We start from the raw sequence: 16,577 nt of genomic DNA, 5'->3' as shown, positions 1-16,577 counted from the left end.
CTCCTCAGTCGATGGCCTCCAGACGCAGCGCATCCCCCAGAAAACCCAGGGCCAGAGCGAGGTCGTGCTCACTGCCCAGGGTATGACTCAAGCGCAGATGCTGTGCGTGCAAGCCCTGAAGGCTGAACAATTCACCCGGGGCAATGACCACCTCGTGCGCCAACAAACGCTGGAACACTCGACGCACATTCACCTGCCGCAGGGAGCGAACCCATATAGTCGCGCCGCCCTGAGGCTCGACAACCTGCAAGGCATCACCCAGCCGTTCCTGCAACAGTTGGGTCATCTGACTCTTGCGTTCTTTGAGCAGCCGTCGCAGCACGTGCAGGTGCTGATCGATGCGGCCATTGCCGTACAACCGTGCAATGGCCTTCTGCCGAATGGGTGACAGGCGGAACGAACGCAACAGAAAATGCCGTTGCAGGTCGGCGCTGAAGTGCTTCGACAGCAGATAGCCATAGGGCGCTTCCGGACCGATGATTTTCTCGAACGTGGAAAACACCATCAGCCGCTCGGGATCCAGCAGATCGCGGAATCGCAGCCGCCCTACCTCGAAGCAAAGCTCCCCATAACAGTCGTTCTCCAGCACCCAACTGTGGTGTTGGCCCAACAGCTGCGCGATGGCCCGGCGATTGTCATCAGGCGCCAGACTGCCTCGCGGCATGTTCAAGGCCGAGGAAACCATAACCAGCCGCACCGATTCGGTTTCCAGCAACGCCTTGAGCCGATCGAAATCCAGGCAACCGTTCGCCAGCACTGGCAACTCGATCACCCGCACGCAAGCGGCCTGGAGCAAACGCAATATCGCCCAGTCGCACGGCGATTCAACCACCACTGTCGCGTCGTTCAAGCCCAGTACGATGATCAGTATTTCCAGCACACCCCGTAGATCGGCGCCGATAAAAACCTCTTCGGCATGCCAGCAGCGAACCGGCGAAGAGGTGTAGCGAGCCGCCAGGGCTGTGCGCAGTTCCAGCTCACCAAACGGTTGCGACGTTGGCAACGGCTGGCGCGGATACTGACGCAGCAACTCCCGCTCCATCAGTAACAAAGGACTGTCGAGCGGCTGCAATAACGCTGGCTCATCGGCACTCAGGACAAACATTCCCGGGCGCCGGGCGTTGACGTACACGGTTTCGAGCAAGTCGTTGCCGCTCTGAATCAGATCGGTCGAGGACACTGGCACCGCGAAGTAGCCAGACTTGGCCACCGAATAGACCCGCCCTTCTTTTTCCAGCAATGAGTACGCGTACTGGATAGTCGAAATCGACACATTGAGACGATCCGCGAGGTGTCTCAAGGAGGGCAGGCGCAAATGCCCATGACCAATAGACTCATTGATCAGCGTGTTGAGATATCGGTACACCGCCTGATAGGCGAAGTCCGTTTCTCGTAGACCTTTCATGGACCAAGTCCAATTGCACAGCCCCGCAAACCGCGCACGGTCAACGCCCCGTAGACCATTCATCCGCCACAGCAAGACCGGCTGCATCCGCGCTGGCGACTGCAATTTCAGGTGCCATGCATGGCGTTTCGGACACCGACGCCATTTGATAAAGCCGGCCAATCAGCCTCACCGGCAGTCCGCTGACATCAATCATCCACTGCATGATTTGTTCGGCCACGGGCTGCCCCTGCATGGCCCGGTGCAGATCGGGCAGCGCCACCAGCATGCCCGGATGGCATAGACGAAGAAAACGCTCAAGGCGGGCCCCGTTGTCGATAAAAGGCGCAAAGAGCAGACATACCAGCTGTGCGTCACTCAGACCGAGGGCCTTTTGTGCTTCAGACGCTGCCCGTGCCCGCAACTCACCCTGCGTTGCCGGATTGCAAAAGGTTTCGATGACTTGTTCGCACAACTGATCGGGCAACTGCTTGCGACGCATCATGATCAAGGTTCGTTGCAGGTGTTCGGCGACTCCCGCCTCGTAACTGCGCCCTTGCAGGCAACAGGCTTGCAGCCCCCGCAGGTGCGCCGAGATCGGCAGGCTCACGTATTCGTTGTCGCCGGTTTGCGCACCCGGTTCGTCAGGCTGGTATCCAAGAAACTCGTTCAGCAACGGCCAGCGCTCTTCCGGGGGGCTGACCAACATGTCGTGAATATCAATGCAGGTCGCGCGACGGCAGGTTTCAAAGCGATCTGCCGGACGCCATTGTGCGTGGCCTTGATCACCATAGAACTCGCGATAACAGTCGCTGCCCAGTTCATCGAGCAATGCGAACAACCCGCTGTAAGCGGATTCACCGATGTTCGACGACCATAACCCCGCCTTTGCGGCAGCGCGCAACAAACCGTCGGTAAACTGTTTTTGCTGACGCGGCGATTCGCTGCTGAGCAACGCATCGACGCCACCGTCCCAACGCGCGATTTGCCCATAGAATTCGCCAGTGGCCAGGTACCCGCTGTCCCATGGATTCAGCAGCTCATTGCGGATAGGGCAATGGCCGATCAACAGCATTTGAGTCCGATTCGATTCGCGGCCGGCGCTGGACACGGGCGCCTGATGATCAAAGAGTAGAACCTCACGGTCATCCACCATCAACACCTCGACCCGCGGATCGTCATAGATGAACAAAGCACTGTTGGTGCGATGCATGTTTTCCAAAGCCACCACGCTGGCCCCATTCATTCGCAATGAGGCGATGCGCAACTGAAACGTCGCAGGTGACCGGGTTGCAATCGTCAATTGGGCAGCCCGCAGCAGCGCCAGGGTGTAGCAGTTGTCGCGGGTGCCGGTCTGAATCAACAGCACCTTGAAATCGCCGATGTGGGCCATCCCCCCCGCCGCTACCACCAGACGCTGGATCAACAACTGCAAGGCCGTACGTTCGGCCCGCGAAAAAAATCCGAGCAATCGCTGCAGCACTTGTTGATAGACATAGTTCATCGCTTGATCATGAATGCTGGTCATTTAAATTTACCTGATACTTGTAAGTTCTATATCGCACCAACAGTCAAGCGCAACGAGCGGACTGCACGGCGGTAGTGATGGAATTTACTGTCAAATACTAACACTGGAATGGAATGAGGTTGCTTTCAACAAATTAGTGGAGCGGCCACACGAAAGCACCGACCGCAACCATCTATTCCATTGATTTTTATGAATTTTACCAAACCAATTATCGATCCTATGAAATGTCCGACAACGTCCCACAGACGTTTAATACAAGAAATAAAGAAAGAAGTTATCGTCGCGCCTTCTATAACTACGCAACAACTTGCGCTTTTTGAAAGATGCAATGGGCATTGACAAGTATCAGCCTGACACACAGACATGACTCATTCCTTGAGATGAAAGTAATCATTCAATTATCAGGGCTGAGTGGCTGATTAGAAGCTACAGATCAAGAGTAAAAACCAGTTCAGTTGCCGAACTGGCCCAAGGCTCCGCCATCAGGGCAATGGGTATTTAGGTGGGGCTGAACGCAAAAGAGTCCGTGGGGACACGGACTCTTTGAGGATGTACGACAGAAGTGATCGTTACGCCGGTTCGACCTGAAGGGCAACCCGTTCACGACACGGACACTCGTCCATGTAGCGGTGTGCTTCGACAAACTCGGCAAACGGGAAGACCCGGGTCTTGAGCGGCAACAGCACGCGATCAGCCGTCAACTGGTTGATGTCGCGCAAGGCGCGCTGCAGTGCGACCTGGTCCTGGGTAATGCCCAGTTCCGGCTTCCCGGTGAAGTTGCCGATGCAGTGCACGAAGAACTGAATGTTCTTCTGGAACGCTGCGCATGCCGGGAATGGCGTCTGGTTGCCGCCCTGCAACCCGTAGAGCACCAGGCTGCCACGCGGTGCGAGCACGTCACCCAGCAACGACATTTGCGGACCGCCCAAACCATCGAACACCACGTCCACGCCGCGGTTGTCGGTGATTTTGTTGATGCGTATCAGCAGATCTTCTTCCTCGGTGACGATGACTTTATCGGCACCGAGCGACAGCAGGTATTCACGTTCTTCCGCCGTTTTGGTCGCGGCAATCACTCGCACACCCAGGGCTTTGCCCAGTTGTACGAAGGAAGGGCCGGCGCAGTGGCTGGCGTCGGTCACCAGGACAAACTGCCCCGGCTTGACCCGTGCCAGGTCGGCATACGCGAAATAGGCGATCAACAGCGGCGTGTAATGCACGCTCGCTTCAATCGGGCTGAGTACGTCCGGGTAACGGGTCAAGGCTGTGCGCGGCAGAACAATCTGCTCGCCGTAGACCGGGTAGTCGTTCGGGCTTTCGGCCGGAAAACTGGCGACTTTGTCGCCGATAGCCAGGTCTTCAACGCCCTCACCCAGGGCCGTGACGATACCGGCCATTTCCTGGCCAATGCCAGAAGGCAGGCGAGCATGGGAAGGTGCCAGGTTCTGGCGCCAGAGTGTGTCATACCAGCTGATGCCAATCGCCTCGACGCGCACCTGCACTTCGCCTGGTGCAGGCTGAGCGGCCGCATGCTCTTCGCATTTGAGCACCTCGGCTGGACCAAACTTGTGAAAACGGATCGTGCGGGACATCGCAAACCTCGCCAAATGAACCTCTAATGCCTTGAACTCTAGCCGGGCTTTTAACCCAAGACTATCTGTGGCTATTAATAGTCGACATGCCTGTCATTGATTCCGTCGTCTCGGAAACATCACTAGATACAGTATGAATCCGACGCAGCCTTTGTAGGAAATCTGAATTTCTCGGTGCAGAGTACCAGCCTTTCCCCGTAAGATTCCTGCGGGCCATTGTTCTCATATGGCCGCCCACGTCAAGTTTGCTGACTCTGCCAGGACTCCAGATGAATCGTAATGACCTGCGTCGTGTCGACCTGAACCTGTTGATCGTTTTCGAAACATTGATGCACGAACGCAGCGTGACCCGCGCGGCGGAAAAACTTTTCCTCGGCCAGCCTGCCATCAGTGCGGCGCTTTCGCGCCTGCGCGGGCTGTTCGATGATCCATTGTTCGTGCGCACCGGCCGCAGCATGGAGCCGTCTGCTCGGGCGATCGAAATCTTCGCCCTGCTCTCCCCGGCGCTGGATTCGATTTCCACAGCGGTCAGCCGTGCGGCCGAGTTCGATCCTGCCACAAGTACCGCCGTGTTCCGCATCGGCCTTTCGGACGACGTCGAGTTCGCCTTGTTACCGATGCTGCTCAAGCGCCTGCGCGCCGAGTCACCGGGGATCGTGCTGGTCGTGCGTCGCGTGAACTACATCCTCATGCCGGGGTTGTTGGCTTCCGGGGAGATCTCCATCGGTGTCAGCTACACCACCGACCTGCCGGCCAATGCCAAGCGCAAGGTGCTGCGCCGCAGCAAGCCGAAGCTATTGCGCGCCGACACCGTGCCGGGACCGTTGAGCCTGGATGATTACTGCGCCCGCCCCCATGCCCTTGTGTCGTTCGCCGGCGACCTCAGTGGCTTTATAGATGAAGAACTGGAAAAGCTTGGGCGCAAACGCCATGTCGTGCTCGCCGTGCCGCAGTTCAACGGGCTGAGCACCTTGCTCGCCGGAACCGACATTGTCGCCACGGTGCCGGACTACACCGCCGATGCGCTGACCGCCGCAGGCGGCGTGCGGGCGGAAGATCCGCCGTTGCCGGTGCCCAGTTTCGAACTGCACATGGCCTGGCGCGGGTCGCAGGATAACGATCCGGCTGAGCGCTGGTTGCGCTCGCGGATTCAGATGTTCTTCGGGGATCCGGACAGCCTGGCCTGATCCGGATTGTTCTCCGAACTAATGGCCGCAACACGGCCCCAAGCAACTATTGCATCCAATGCAACACACAATTGTCATCAATCCCGTTGATGACAATCGAATGCAAACCGCAGGCTAGAGGGCTTGGTCGAGTCTTATATCATTCCGAATGATAGTTACCTTCGCCCCATTCGATTCGTGACATACCACCCCGCCGCGCATCATTCGCCAATCTCAACACATTGGCGGATGCATCCATGGAACAGTCACTCAAACATTTGCGCTTCCCGTTGGCCTTGTTGGCCGTACTGGTGATGAGCGCCTGCGGCAAGGCGCCGGAAAGTGCCGCCACGATGCCGGCCGCCAAGGTCAGCGTGGCCAAGGTGCTGGAACAACCGGTCAACGAGTGGGATGAATTCACCGGACGCCTCGAAGCCCCGGAAACCGTCGAGATCCGTCCACGGGTTTCCGGCCAGATCGATGAAGTGGCGTTCACTGAAGGCGCCCTGGTCAAGAAAGGTGACCTGCTGTTCCAGATTGACCCCCGCCCATTCCAGGCTGAGGTCCGCCGCCTCGAAGCACTGGTCGCCCAGTCGCGTGCCAATGCCACTCGCAGCGAAAACGAAGCCCAGCGCGGCGAGCGTCTGCGCACCAGCAACGCGATTTCTGCCGAACTGGCCGATTCGCGGACCAGTGCCGCACAAGAAGCCCGCGCCGCCGTCGGCGCGCTTCAAGCGCAACTGGACCTGGCCAAACTGAACCTGAGTTTCACCCGTGTGACCGCCCCCATCAGCGGCCGCGTCAGCCGTGCGGAAATCACCGCCGGCAACCTGGTAACCGCCGACACCACGCCGCTGACCAGCGTCGTTTCCACCGACAAGGTCTATGCCTACTTCGACGCCGACGAACGCGTGTTCCTCAAGTACACGCAGCTCGCTCGCCAGGGCAAACGCGGCGCCACCACCCCGGTTTACATGGGCCTGTCCAACGAAGACGGCAACCCGCACCAGGGTGTCATGAATTTCATCGACAACCAGGTCAACCCGAAAACCGGGACCATCCGCGGTCGCGCCGTGTTCGACAACAGCGACGGCAGCTACACCCCGGGCCTGTACGCACGCTTGAAGCTGGTCGGCAGCGGCACCTACAGCGCCACATTGATCAACGACGAAGCGGTCGGCACTGACCTGGGCAAAAAGTTCGTGCTGGTCATGGATGCCGACAACAAGACCGCCTACCGCGCGGTGGAGCTGGGTCCGAAGATCGAAGGGTTGCGCATCGTGCGCAGCGGCCTGAACAAGGACGACACGATCATCGTCAAGGGTCTGCAACGGGTGCGTCCGGGATCGCCGGTCACGCCTGAAGTGATTCCGATGGCCAACGAACAAACGTTGGCGGCTCTCGCACAACAACGCCAGGCGCTGGAAGCCAGCAACCTGCCCCAAGTCGCACCTGCCAAGGTTGCGCCGGGGACGGCTGTGAAGCTGGCTGCCACGACTCCACGCGACTAAGGGCTCTCTACGATGAATTTTTCCCAGTTCTTCATTTCGCGGCCGATCTTCGCGGCAGTGCTGTCGCTGCTGATCCTGATCGCCGGGGCGATCTCGCTGTTCCAGTTGCCGATCAGCGAATACCCGGAAGTCGTGCCACCCACCGTTGTGGTCCGCGCCAACTTCCCGGGTGCCAACCCGAAAGTCATCGGCGAAACCGTGGCCGCGCCGCTGGAGCAAGCCATCACCGGCGTCGAGAACATGCTGTACATGTCCTCGCAGTCCACCGCTGACGGCAAGATCACCCTGACCATCACTTTCGCGCTGGGCACTGACCTGGACAACGCCCAGGTGCAGGTGCAGAACCGCGTGACCCGGACCGAGCCAAAACTGCCCGAGGAAGTGACGCGCATCGGTATCACCGTGGACAAGGCGTCGCCCGACCTGACCATGGTTGTGCACTTGACCTCGCCGGACAAACGCTACGACATGCTGTACCTGTCCAACTACGCCCTGCTCAACATCAAGGATGAGCTGGCACGCCTGGGCGGTGTCGGTGATGTGCAGCTGTTCGGCATGGGCGATTACTCGCTGCGGGTATGGCTCGATCCGAACAAGACCGCTTCGCGCAATCTGACCGCGACCGATGTGGTGACTGCTATTCGTGAGCAGAACCGTCAAGTGGCGGCCGGTGCGTTGGGTGCACCGCCAGCGCCGAATGCCACGGCGTTCCAGCTGTCGGTCAACACTCAGGGCCGGCTGGTGTCCGAGGAAGAGTTCGAGAACATCATCATTCGCTCTGGCGACAACGGTGAAATCACTCGCCTCAAGGACATCGCCCGCGTTGAACTGGGTTCCAGTCAGTACGCCTTGCGCTCCCTGCTGAACAACCAGCCGGCGGTGGCGATCCCGATCTTCCAGCGTCCGGGTTCCAACGCCATCGAGATCTCCAACGAGGTTCGGGCAAAAATGGCCGAGCTGAAGAAGAACTTCCCCGAAGGCATGGACTTCAGCATCGTCTATGACCCGACGATCTTCGTGCGCGGCTCCATCGAGGCGGTGGTTCACACCCTCTTCGAAGCGCTGATCCTCGTGGTGCTGGTGGTGATCCTGTTCCTGCAAACCTGGCGCGCCTCGATCATTCCATTGGTCGCTGTGCCGGTGTCGCTGATCGGTACGTTTGCGGTGATGCACCTGTTTGGCTTCTCGCTCAACGCCTTGTCGCTGTTCGGCCTGGTATTGGCGATTGGTATCGTGGTGGACGATGCGATCGTGGTGGTGGAAAACGTCGAACGGAACATCGAACTCGGACTCACTCCCGTCGAAGCCACCAAGCGCGCCATGCGTGAAGTGACCGGCCCGATCATTGCCACGGCGCTGGTGCTGTGTGCGGTGTTTATTCCGGCGGCGTTCATCTCCGGGTTGACCGGGCAGTTCTACAAGCAGTTCGCCCTGACCATTGCGATTTCGACGGTGATCTCGGCCTTCAACTCGCTGACCCTGTCGCCGGCATTGGCCGCGGTATTGCTCAAGGGCCATGACGCACCGAAAGACCGTTTCTCCAAGGTGCTGGACAAGATTTTCGGTGGCTGGTTGTTCCGACCGTTCAACCGCTTCTTTGAAAAGGCCAGCCATGGTTACGTCGGCACCGTTGCCCGCGTGATCCGCTCCAGCGGTATCGCCCTGCTGCTGTACGCCGGCTTGATGGTGCTGACCTTCTTCGGTTTCTCCAGCACCCCGACCGGTTTCGTACCCGGCCAGGACAAGCAATACCTGGTGGCCTTCGCGCAATTGCCGGATGCCTCGAGCCTGGACCGCACCGAAGACGTGATCAAGCGCATGTCCGAGATGGCGCTGAAGCAACCCGGCGTGGAAAGTGCCGTGGCCTTCCCGGGCCTGTCGATCAACGGTTTCACCAACAGCCCGAACGCCGGCATCGTGTTCGTGACCCTCAAACCATTCGACGAACGTAAAGACCCGAGCATGTCTGCCGGTGCGATTGCCGGTGCCTTGAACGGCCAATACGCGGACATCCAGGAAGCGTACATGGCGATCTTCCCGCCGCCGCCGGTACAAGGCCTGGGCACCATCGGTGGTTTCCGCCTGCAAATCGAAGACCGGGGCAACCTGGGCTACGAAGAGCTGTACAAGGAAACCATGAACATCATCAACAAAAGCCACAACGTGCCCGAACTGGCTGGGCTGTTCACCAGTTACACCGTGAACGTGCCGCAGGTCGATGCCGCCATCGACCGAGAAAAAGCCAAGACCCACGGCGTGGCCGTCAGCGACATCTTCGACACCCTGCAGATCTACCTGGGTTCGCTGTATGCCAACGACTTCAACCGCTTCGGTCGCACCTATCAGGTCAACGTTCAGGCCGAGCAACAGTTCCGACTCGAATCCGACCAGATCGGCCAGCTGAAAGTGCGTAACAACAAGGGCGAGATGATCCCGCTGGCGACCTTCATCAAGGTCACCGACACCTCGGGGCCGGACCGCGTGATGCACTACAACGGCTTCATCACCGCTGAAATCAACGGCGCGGCCGCACCCGGCTACAGCTCCGGCCAGGCCGAAAAAGCCATCGAGAAACTGCTCAAGGAAGAACTGCCGAACGGCATGACCTACGAATGGACCGACCTGACCTACCAGCAGATTCTGTCCGGCAACACCGCACTGTTCGTGTTCCCGCTCTGCGTACTGCTGGCGTTCCTGGTACTGGCGGCTCAATACGAAAGCTGGAGCCTGCCACTGGCGGTGATCCTGATCGTACCGATGACCCTGCTGTCGGCCATCACCGGGGTGATCGCTTCCGGTGGCGACAACAACATCTTTACCCAGATTGGCCTGATCGTTCTGGTGGGGCTTGCCTGTAAGAACGCGATCCTGATCGTCGAGTTTGCCAAGGACAAACAAGAGGAAGGCTTAAGCCCGCTGGCGGCGGTACTCGAAGCGTGCCGTCTGCGTCTGCGGCCGATCCTGATGACCTCCTTCGCGTTCATCATGGGTGTGGTGCCTCTGGTGTTCTCCAGCGGTGCCGGTGCGGAAATGCGTCATGCCATGGGTGTGGCGGTGTTCTCCGGGATGCTCGGGGTGACCTTCTTCGGTCTGTTGCTGACGCCGGTGTTCTACGTATTGATCCGTAACTTTGTCGAGCGCGGTCAAGCGCGCAAGGCCGCCCGGGCGCTGAAACTGGAGTCGCAACAATGAGTCTGAAAGCCTTCCTGCCGAGCCTGCTGGTACTGGCGCTGAGCGCCTGTGCCGTCGGCCCGGACTACAAGACACCAGCCACGGAACCGGCCAATATCACCACCGCCACCGATGGCGCCGCCGGCCAGAAAAACTTCGACCGCTCGCGTTTCGAAGGCATCTGGTGGCAGCAGTTCGAGGACCCGACCCTTGACCAGTTGGTGCTCGAATCGCTCAAGGGCAACCGTGATTTGCGCGTCGCTTTCGCTCGCTGGAAAGCGGCCCGGGCGATCCGTGATGACGTCAGCAATGACGCCATGCCGACCATCACCAGCCGGGCCAGCAGCGATCTGGGCAAAGGCCAGATTCCGGGACAGACCACCGACCGGGTCAATAGCGAACGCTATGACCTGGGGTTGGACATGGCCTGGGAGATTGACCTGTTTGGCCGCATCCAGCGCAATCTGGAATCGGCCAACGCCGAACAGCAGGCCATCGAGGCTGACCTGTATCAGCTGCAAGTCACCATGATTGCTGAGCTGGTGGACGCTTACGGTCAACTGCGCGGTGCACAACTGCGGGAAAAGATCGCATTGGCCAACCTGCAGAACCAGCAGGAGTCACGCAAGATCACCATCAGTCTGCGTGATGCCGGGGTGGGTGATCAGCTCGACGTCGAACGCGCCGATGCGCGTCTGGCGTCGGTTGAAGCCAGCGTGCCGCAATTGCAGGCCGAACAGGTCCGGCAGAAAAACCGTATCGCTACCCTGCTGGGTGAGCGTCCGGACAAGCTCACCGTGGACCTGAGCCCGAAAGACCTGCCGGCGATTGCCAAGGCCCTGCCGATTGGTGATCCGGGCGAACTGCTGCAACGCCGTCCGGACATCCTCAGCGCTGAACGCAAACTGGCTTCGGCCACGGCGCGCATCGGTGTGGCCAAGGCTGATTTGTTCCCTCGGGTCAGCCTCAGCGGTTTCCTTGGGTTCACCGCCGGGCGCGGTTCGCAGATTGGTTCCTCGGCGGCCAACGCCTGGGCGCTTGGCCCGAGCATCACCTGGGCGGCGTTCGACCTTGGCAGTGTGCGCGCCCGTTTGCGCGGTGCCGATGCCGATGCCGAAGGCGCCTTGGCGACTTATGAGCAACAAGTGCTGCTGGCCCTGGAGGAATCGGAAAACGCATTCAGCGACTACGGCAAACGCCAACAACGGCTGATTTCGTTGATTCGTCAGAGCGAGTCCAGTCGTTCGGCCGCCGATCTGGCGGAGATCCGCTATCGCGAAGGCACCGCCGATTTCCTGGTGTTACTCGACGCCCAGCGCGAACGCTTGGCCGCCGAAGACACCCAAGCCCAGGCCGAAGTTGACCTGTATCGCGGCATCGTGGCGATCTACAAGGCACTCGGTGGCGGCTGGCAACCGGAGACGGTCGCCAGCAAGTAACTCGGTTTTAAAGCGCTCCTTTGGTTGGCCGCAACCAACCAATTTCTTAGCCCTGCGTCTCATTCGGTCGCGGGGCTTTTTTTGTCTTCTCAAAAACACCACCTGCCCTCTTGCGGGAGATTCTATGTTGCCCGGCAAACCTGATTCACCTCGTCGTCATCGAATATTTCGCGAGCTGGCTCGCTCCTACAGGGGTTAGCGGTGATTTTCTTCGACCGTCACCGTAGCCGTTGTCCCGGCCCTCAGTTTGTCTTTACCGGCATAGTCAGCATCAATCTCAATCCGCACCGGCACCCGCTGTGCCAGTTTCACCCACGTATAGCTGGGATTGATATTCGCCAGCAGGCGCCCGCCCGGCAGGTTTTCCCGGTCGGCGATGGCGTAGGCAATGCTTTGCACGGAGCCATAGAAGGTCTCGCCGCTCATCAACTCGATTTTCACCCGGTCGCCCTGCCCGATCCGGGGCAGCTTGGTTTCTTCAAAATAGCCGCTGACATAAAACGAACTGCTGTCCACCAGCGCCAGCAAAGGCCCGCCGGTGGAAGCGTAATCACCCTCTCGGGTCAACAGGTTGGTGACAAAGCCCGTGACCGGCGAAATCACCCGCGTGCGCTGCAAATTGAGCTCGGACTGGGTCAATGCGGCGATGGCCAATTGCACATTGGCCTGCGCCAACACCAGATTGGCCTGATTTCGCAGCAAGTCCGCCTGGGCGACGGCGGCGTCCGTATTGGCTTTCTCCCATTCTTCGCCGGAAATCGCCGAACGATCCTTGAGTGTGCGTCGACGTAGTTCCTCGCTCTGACGTTGTTTGAGCAGTGCTTCACTGGCCGTAATCGATGCCTCGGCCTGCCCGAGGGAAGCTTTCGCCACTTCCACTCCGCGCTTGGCATGTTCCACCGCCAGGTTGTACCGCGCCGGGTCGATCTCCAGCAGCAGCTGGCCCTTGTCCACGTGCTGGTTGTCCTGCACGGCCAAGCTGACAATCCGCCCCGATACATCGGCGGACAGGGTCACCACATCCGCACGCACTCGTGCGTCCCGGGTCCAGGGCGCGCGGGTGTAATGCTCCCAGGCAAACCAGCCCAGGACCAATGCCAGCACCACCACTGCGACGGTCGTGAGTCGAGAAAAAAGGGTCTTCAATGGCTCAAACTCCCATCAACAAAATCAAGGTTGCACAGACACAGACATACAACGCGCCTTCGAACAGCGCCTCATGCCAGACGAACTGCAACACGCCAAGGCGCCGCAAGACCCAGTCCAGCAGCAGGAAAACCGGGAGCCCCAGAATCAACGCCTGGGCTATCGGGGGTAGATAAACACCTCCTATTTCCAGATCAATGGGCAAGTGCGGGTTCTCCTTGGTCAGGTGCGGGTTCAAAATAGTGGCGATAGCGTTCAACGAACGACACCACGATCAACAGCGCGACGCGCATCCGGAAGACCGACCACAGATGTTCGTGAACGCTTGAGTGCAAGCCATCCAGCTCATCACCCAAGGTACGCAGGTCTGCAAGGACCGCTTCCGGCTCAACTCCGGGGCGCCCCGCAACCAGGCGCCCGGTTTGCCGGACCGCTGCGAACAGGCGACCTTGAATGTCCGGGCTCAGCAAGTCGTTGTTTTGTCCCTGCTGCCTGAGCTGATTCAAGGCAATGCCCAGTGCCATGCTGCCCAGGCTGACCTGAAACAGTTCCCGCGACTGCGGGTCCTGTGTCGCCGGCAGCAGTCCCAGCATCATGGTCAAGCGGTCGACCATCCGGCTTTCGAAGGCAAATTGCTGCTCATCGGTGGCTGACGTCTTGAGCAAGGCGTACACCTGCTCGCCGTTCTCCTGATGCAGGCGACGCAGACGCAGGTCAGGCCGGAACGGGAAGATCAACGAATAAACACTCAGCGCCAGTACCGTGGCGCAGGTATAGGCCCCGGCAAATTCGAACCACTGGATAGCGGTGTTTTGACCGAGCCCGATGTTTTGCGGGCCGAACATCAGAAACGTCGTGAGACCCAGCCCAATGCCGGTCCCGGTGGTGGGCGGACTGGAAAGCCCCACCGCGACGGCGTAAAGCAAGGGCACCAGCAACAATGCCAGCAACTCGAAGTTGCTGATCATGGGCACAAGCATGAACTGAAGCAGCGCTGAAACCACCAGCGCCAGTCCGAATCCTCGCGCGTAGCTCTGAACAGCCAGCAAGGGCCGTGGAAATGTGGCCATCAGCGAGCAGAGAATCCCCACCAGCACCATCCCGCCCCGCGCTCCGTCCCAGCCGGTTTCGATCCAGATCAGGCCGGCCACCAGTAACGCGGAGAATGCACGAACAGCGTTCATGGTCGCCAAGGTGAAATCCAGGTGCAGCGGGTTTTCCTGACCTCGATACATGCTGCTGGCTGCACGTCCGCTCTGGATCGCATCGCTCAATTCGAGAATCTGTTCAAGCTGCTGCAACATGCGCGCCTGTTCCCAGCGCAGCGACCAGGCGAGGGAGCGCAAGGTGGCCGGCATGGTCTCGGTGAGTTGTTCGGCGCGGTAGGCCAGTTCATCGAAACGCTGTTGCAGCGTCGTGAAGTGGTGGCGTTTCTCGGCTGACAGCGAACGCCCCTGCTGCGCCAGTTCATCGAGAAAGGCCAGCTCTTCGGCACGCAAGCGCTGAATCTCTTCCGGCAACTCGCCCTCCCAGCGCTCGGTCAGCAGCAGGCGCTGGTGGCGCAATGCGGTGAGTCGCGCCGTCAACAACACCAACTGATTGCCCAGCAATTGCACCAGGCCATTGGCGCTGCGCAAGCGTGGCGCGTCGAAATACAGATGCCGGCGCACACCTTCCAGCGCGCTGATTTCGCCCAAGAGCTGCATTTGCCGACGATGAAAATCCTCTTCGGTTTCTTCGGTACGGATGACGGCGCTTGCATGGGTGGCCAGTAACTTGGTGATTTGATCGATTTTCGCAAAGTAGTCCCGGGCGACGGACTCCGGTCTGGCCGTCAGCAGGCTGACCACACACACGCACGCGACGGCCAGCAGCGTCTCGGTCACACGGGTCACGGCCAGTAAAAAAATGCCGTCCTGATCCGGTACAGCCAGTAATGCCACCACTACAGCGGTGTAGCCACTGAGCACGAACGCCTGGGAACTGGTGTAACGCAACAGCGTGCCGCCGGCGGTGCACAGCGCCAGCCACAAGGCCAGCGTGGTAATGAACGGTAAAGGCGCCTGGGGAAAAATGCCCATGATCACCACCGCGACGACCGCCCCCAGCGTTGTGCCGATCACCTGGCCAAAACTGCGGGCCAGCACCATCCCGCCCAGCGGCTGACTGATGATGACCACGGCCATGATCGACCATTTGGGTTGCTCCAGGTCGAACAGAAAGGCCAGGTACAGTGTCAGCAGCCCCGCGGCGATGGTTCGCAGGGCGAACAGCAACACCCCGCGCCCGGGATTGATCATCATTTTGAAATACTGCAACAACGCTTGCATGGGAGTGCTCATCGAGTCATCTCCAGCAAGCGTAGTCACTGCTTCGCTGCCTCGACAGGTTTCACTGTCGACAGCGCATGCAGGGCTATTCATCGGCCGCTGAAGGCCCGTTCGTACCGATGAAGTGCGATTCACCCACCCAAGGGTTTGACTCACAGCCCGGCCTGACCGAAGCTGGCGCCTTTGCAAAAGCTTGCCAGCTCCCGGATTCTGCATGCCCACGTCCCGCCGCTATCTGCTCATCAGCCTCTGCGCCCTGTTTGTCATCGGCCTTGCGTGGGTTTCCCTGCGCAGCACCGCCCCGGTCATTCCCGAGGCGATCAAGAACGGTTACAGCGAAGCGTTGGCCAAAGCCAAAGCAGGCCAACCTGGCGCCGCGCGAGTGCTTTACCAGCAACTGGCGCGCCCGGACCTCAAGCCCAAGCGTCGGGTCTGGCTGCATGCCGAACTGCCCAACTACCCAAGCTCGGTCGCCCTGAAACTGGCGGATGCCGACTTGCAGCACGAGTCGCCCGAGGTTCGCATCGCGGCGATCAAGAGCATCAGTGGCCTGGTGCCCAATGGCCAGCGCAGCCTGTTGATCGGGCCATTGCTCGACGACAGCGAGCAAAGCGTGCGCCTGGCGGCGATCAACGCGTTGCTGGGTTTGTCGCCCGATGACCTGGGTTTGTATTTCGGGCCCTTGCAGCAGGCCATCGATGCGTGGGAGCAAGTACTCAAAAATGCACCGCAAAGTGCCGAAAACCAGTATCAGCTGGCCCGATTGCACCTGCACAACGCCGAATTGAAAGAAGCGCAGCAGGCTCTGGAAAATACGTTGCGACTGGATCCCGCCAATCTGCCCGCACTGGTGATGCAGATCGACGTACTGGATAAGCAAGGCCAGAACGACGCCGCCGGGCAATTATTGGCCAAGCAACTCCAGGCCCAACCCAACTCAGCCTATTTGCAACATGCTCTGGGGCTTTGGTTGCTGCATCACGGGCAAAGCGAGTTCGCCCTGCTCGGCCTGTCCAAAGCCGTCGAGCTTGAGCCGAACAACAAGGACTACCGCTACGACCTGGCCACCACGTTGTATGCTGAACACGAGCTGGAAGCCGCGCAAAAGCAACTGCAGGAAATCGTTCAGCGCTACCCCAATGATCGCAAGGCACGGGTCTTGCTGATCAATTACTGGAAGGAAAGCGGTCAACTGCAAAACGTGCAGATTCTCCTGGCGCAACTCGAACAGCTCAATCCCGACGATCCGGCCCTTCAGCAAGGGCTTTGACCCCGTGAAAATTTCGTTGAACCGTCGTCTCGGCCAACGG

At 59.6% G+C, this 16,577-nt stretch carries 11 protein-coding genes; 5 read left to right on the top strand and 6 right to left on the bottom strand.

Annotated features, from left to right (window positions below):
* Positions 1-4: 4 nt before the first annotated feature.
* From CKW19_RS00945 to CKW19_RS00935, 3 genes are all read right to left on the bottom strand, one after another.
* On the bottom strand, positions 5-1,405 hold the full coding sequence (locus CKW19_RS00945; protein ID WP_095056146.1) for a PLP-dependent aminotransferase family protein: 1,401 nt from the start codon (positions 1,403-1,405) through the stop codon (positions 5-7).
* A gap of 40 nt (positions 1,406-1,445) precedes the next feature.
* On the bottom strand, positions 1,446-2,912 hold the full coding sequence (locus tag CKW19_RS00940) for a hypothetical protein (protein ID WP_256580276.1): 1,467 nt from the start codon (positions 2,910-2,912) through the stop codon (positions 1,446-1,448).
* 569 nt (positions 2,913-3,481) lie between these two features.
* Positions 3,482-4,504 (bottom strand): zinc-dependent alcohol dehydrogenase family protein, encoded by a 1,023-nt coding sequence (locus CKW19_RS00935; RefSeq protein ID WP_095056145.1) that lies wholly within the window; start codon positions 4,502-4,504, stop codon positions 3,482-3,484.
* Between the two features lie 269 nt (positions 4,505-4,773).
* On the opposite strand from CKW19_RS00935, the gene CKW19_RS00930 reads away from it, so the two are divergent.
* The 4 genes from CKW19_RS00930 to CKW19_RS00915 all read left to right on the top strand — a co-directional run bounded on the left by CKW19_RS00930 (position 4,774) and on the right by CKW19_RS00915 (position 11,791).
* Positions 4,774-5,691 carry a LysR family transcriptional regulator gene (locus CKW19_RS00930; RefSeq protein ID WP_095056144.1) on the top strand — a complete coding sequence of 306 codons (918 nt, stop codon included), beginning with the start codon at positions 4,774-4,776 and terminating at the stop codon, positions 5,689-5,691.
* A 236-nt stretch (positions 5,692-5,927) separates the two neighbouring features.
* Positions 5,928-7,181 (top strand): multidrug efflux RND transporter periplasmic adaptor subunit MexE, encoded by a 1,254-nt coding sequence (gene mexE, locus CKW19_RS00925; protein ID WP_095056143.1) that lies wholly within the window; start codon positions 5,928-5,930, stop codon positions 7,179-7,181.
* 12 nt (positions 7,182-7,193) lie between these two features.
* Positions 7,194-10,373, top strand: coding sequence for an efflux RND transporter permease subunit (locus CKW19_RS00920; RefSeq protein WP_095056142.1), 3,180 nt, complete (start codon positions 7,194-7,196; stop codon positions 10,371-10,373).
* Positions 10,370-11,791 (top strand): efflux transporter outer membrane subunit, encoded by a 1,422-nt coding sequence (locus CKW19_RS00915; protein ID WP_095056141.1) that lies wholly within the window; start codon positions 10,370-10,372, stop codon positions 11,789-11,791. Before CKW19_RS00920 ends, CKW19_RS00915 begins: the two co-directional genes overlap by 4 nt.
* A gap of 195 nt (positions 11,792-11,986) precedes the next feature.
* Here CKW19_RS00915 and CKW19_RS00910 read toward each other — a convergent pair whose 3' ends face one another.
* The 3 genes from CKW19_RS00910 to CKW19_RS00900 are packed head-to-tail and all read right to left on the bottom strand — an operon-like array spanning position 11,987 to position 15,279.
* Positions 11,987-12,937: an HlyD family secretion protein gene (locus CKW19_RS00910; RefSeq protein WP_095056140.1), complete on the bottom strand. Its 951-nt coding sequence runs from the start codon at positions 12,935-12,937 to the stop codon at positions 11,987-11,989.
* Between the two features lie 4 nt (positions 12,938-12,941).
* A complete protein-coding gene (locus CKW19_RS00905; protein ID WP_095056139.1) occupies positions 12,942-13,142 on the bottom strand; it encodes a DUF1656 domain-containing protein in 201 nt (66 codons plus the stop codon).
* The gene (locus tag CKW19_RS00900; RefSeq protein WP_177408756.1) at positions 13,132-15,279 is read right to left on the bottom strand and encodes an FUSC family protein; all 2,148 of its coding nucleotides are present in this window, start codon (positions 15,277-15,279) and stop codon (positions 13,132-13,134) included. Before CKW19_RS00900 ends, CKW19_RS00905 begins: the two co-directional genes overlap by 11 nt.
* A 202-nt stretch (positions 15,280-15,481) precedes the next feature.
* Here CKW19_RS00900 and CKW19_RS00895 point away from each other — a divergent pair, with 202 nt between their 5' ends.
* A complete protein-coding gene (locus CKW19_RS00895) occupies positions 15,482-16,537 on the top strand; it encodes a lipopolysaccharide assembly protein LapB (RefSeq protein WP_095056137.1) in 1,056 nt (351 codons plus the stop codon).
* The last annotated feature ends 40 nt before the right edge of the window (positions 16,538-16,577 follow it).

The sequence above is a fragment of the Pseudomonas sp. Irchel s3f7 genome (genome assembly GCF_900187615.1).
Classification (GTDB): domain Bacteria; phylum Pseudomonadota; class Gammaproteobacteria; order Pseudomonadales; family Pseudomonadaceae; genus Aquipseudomonas.
The sequence above is the reverse complement of the archived record's forward strand: the minus strand, read 5'-3'. Positions and strand labels throughout refer to the sequence as shown.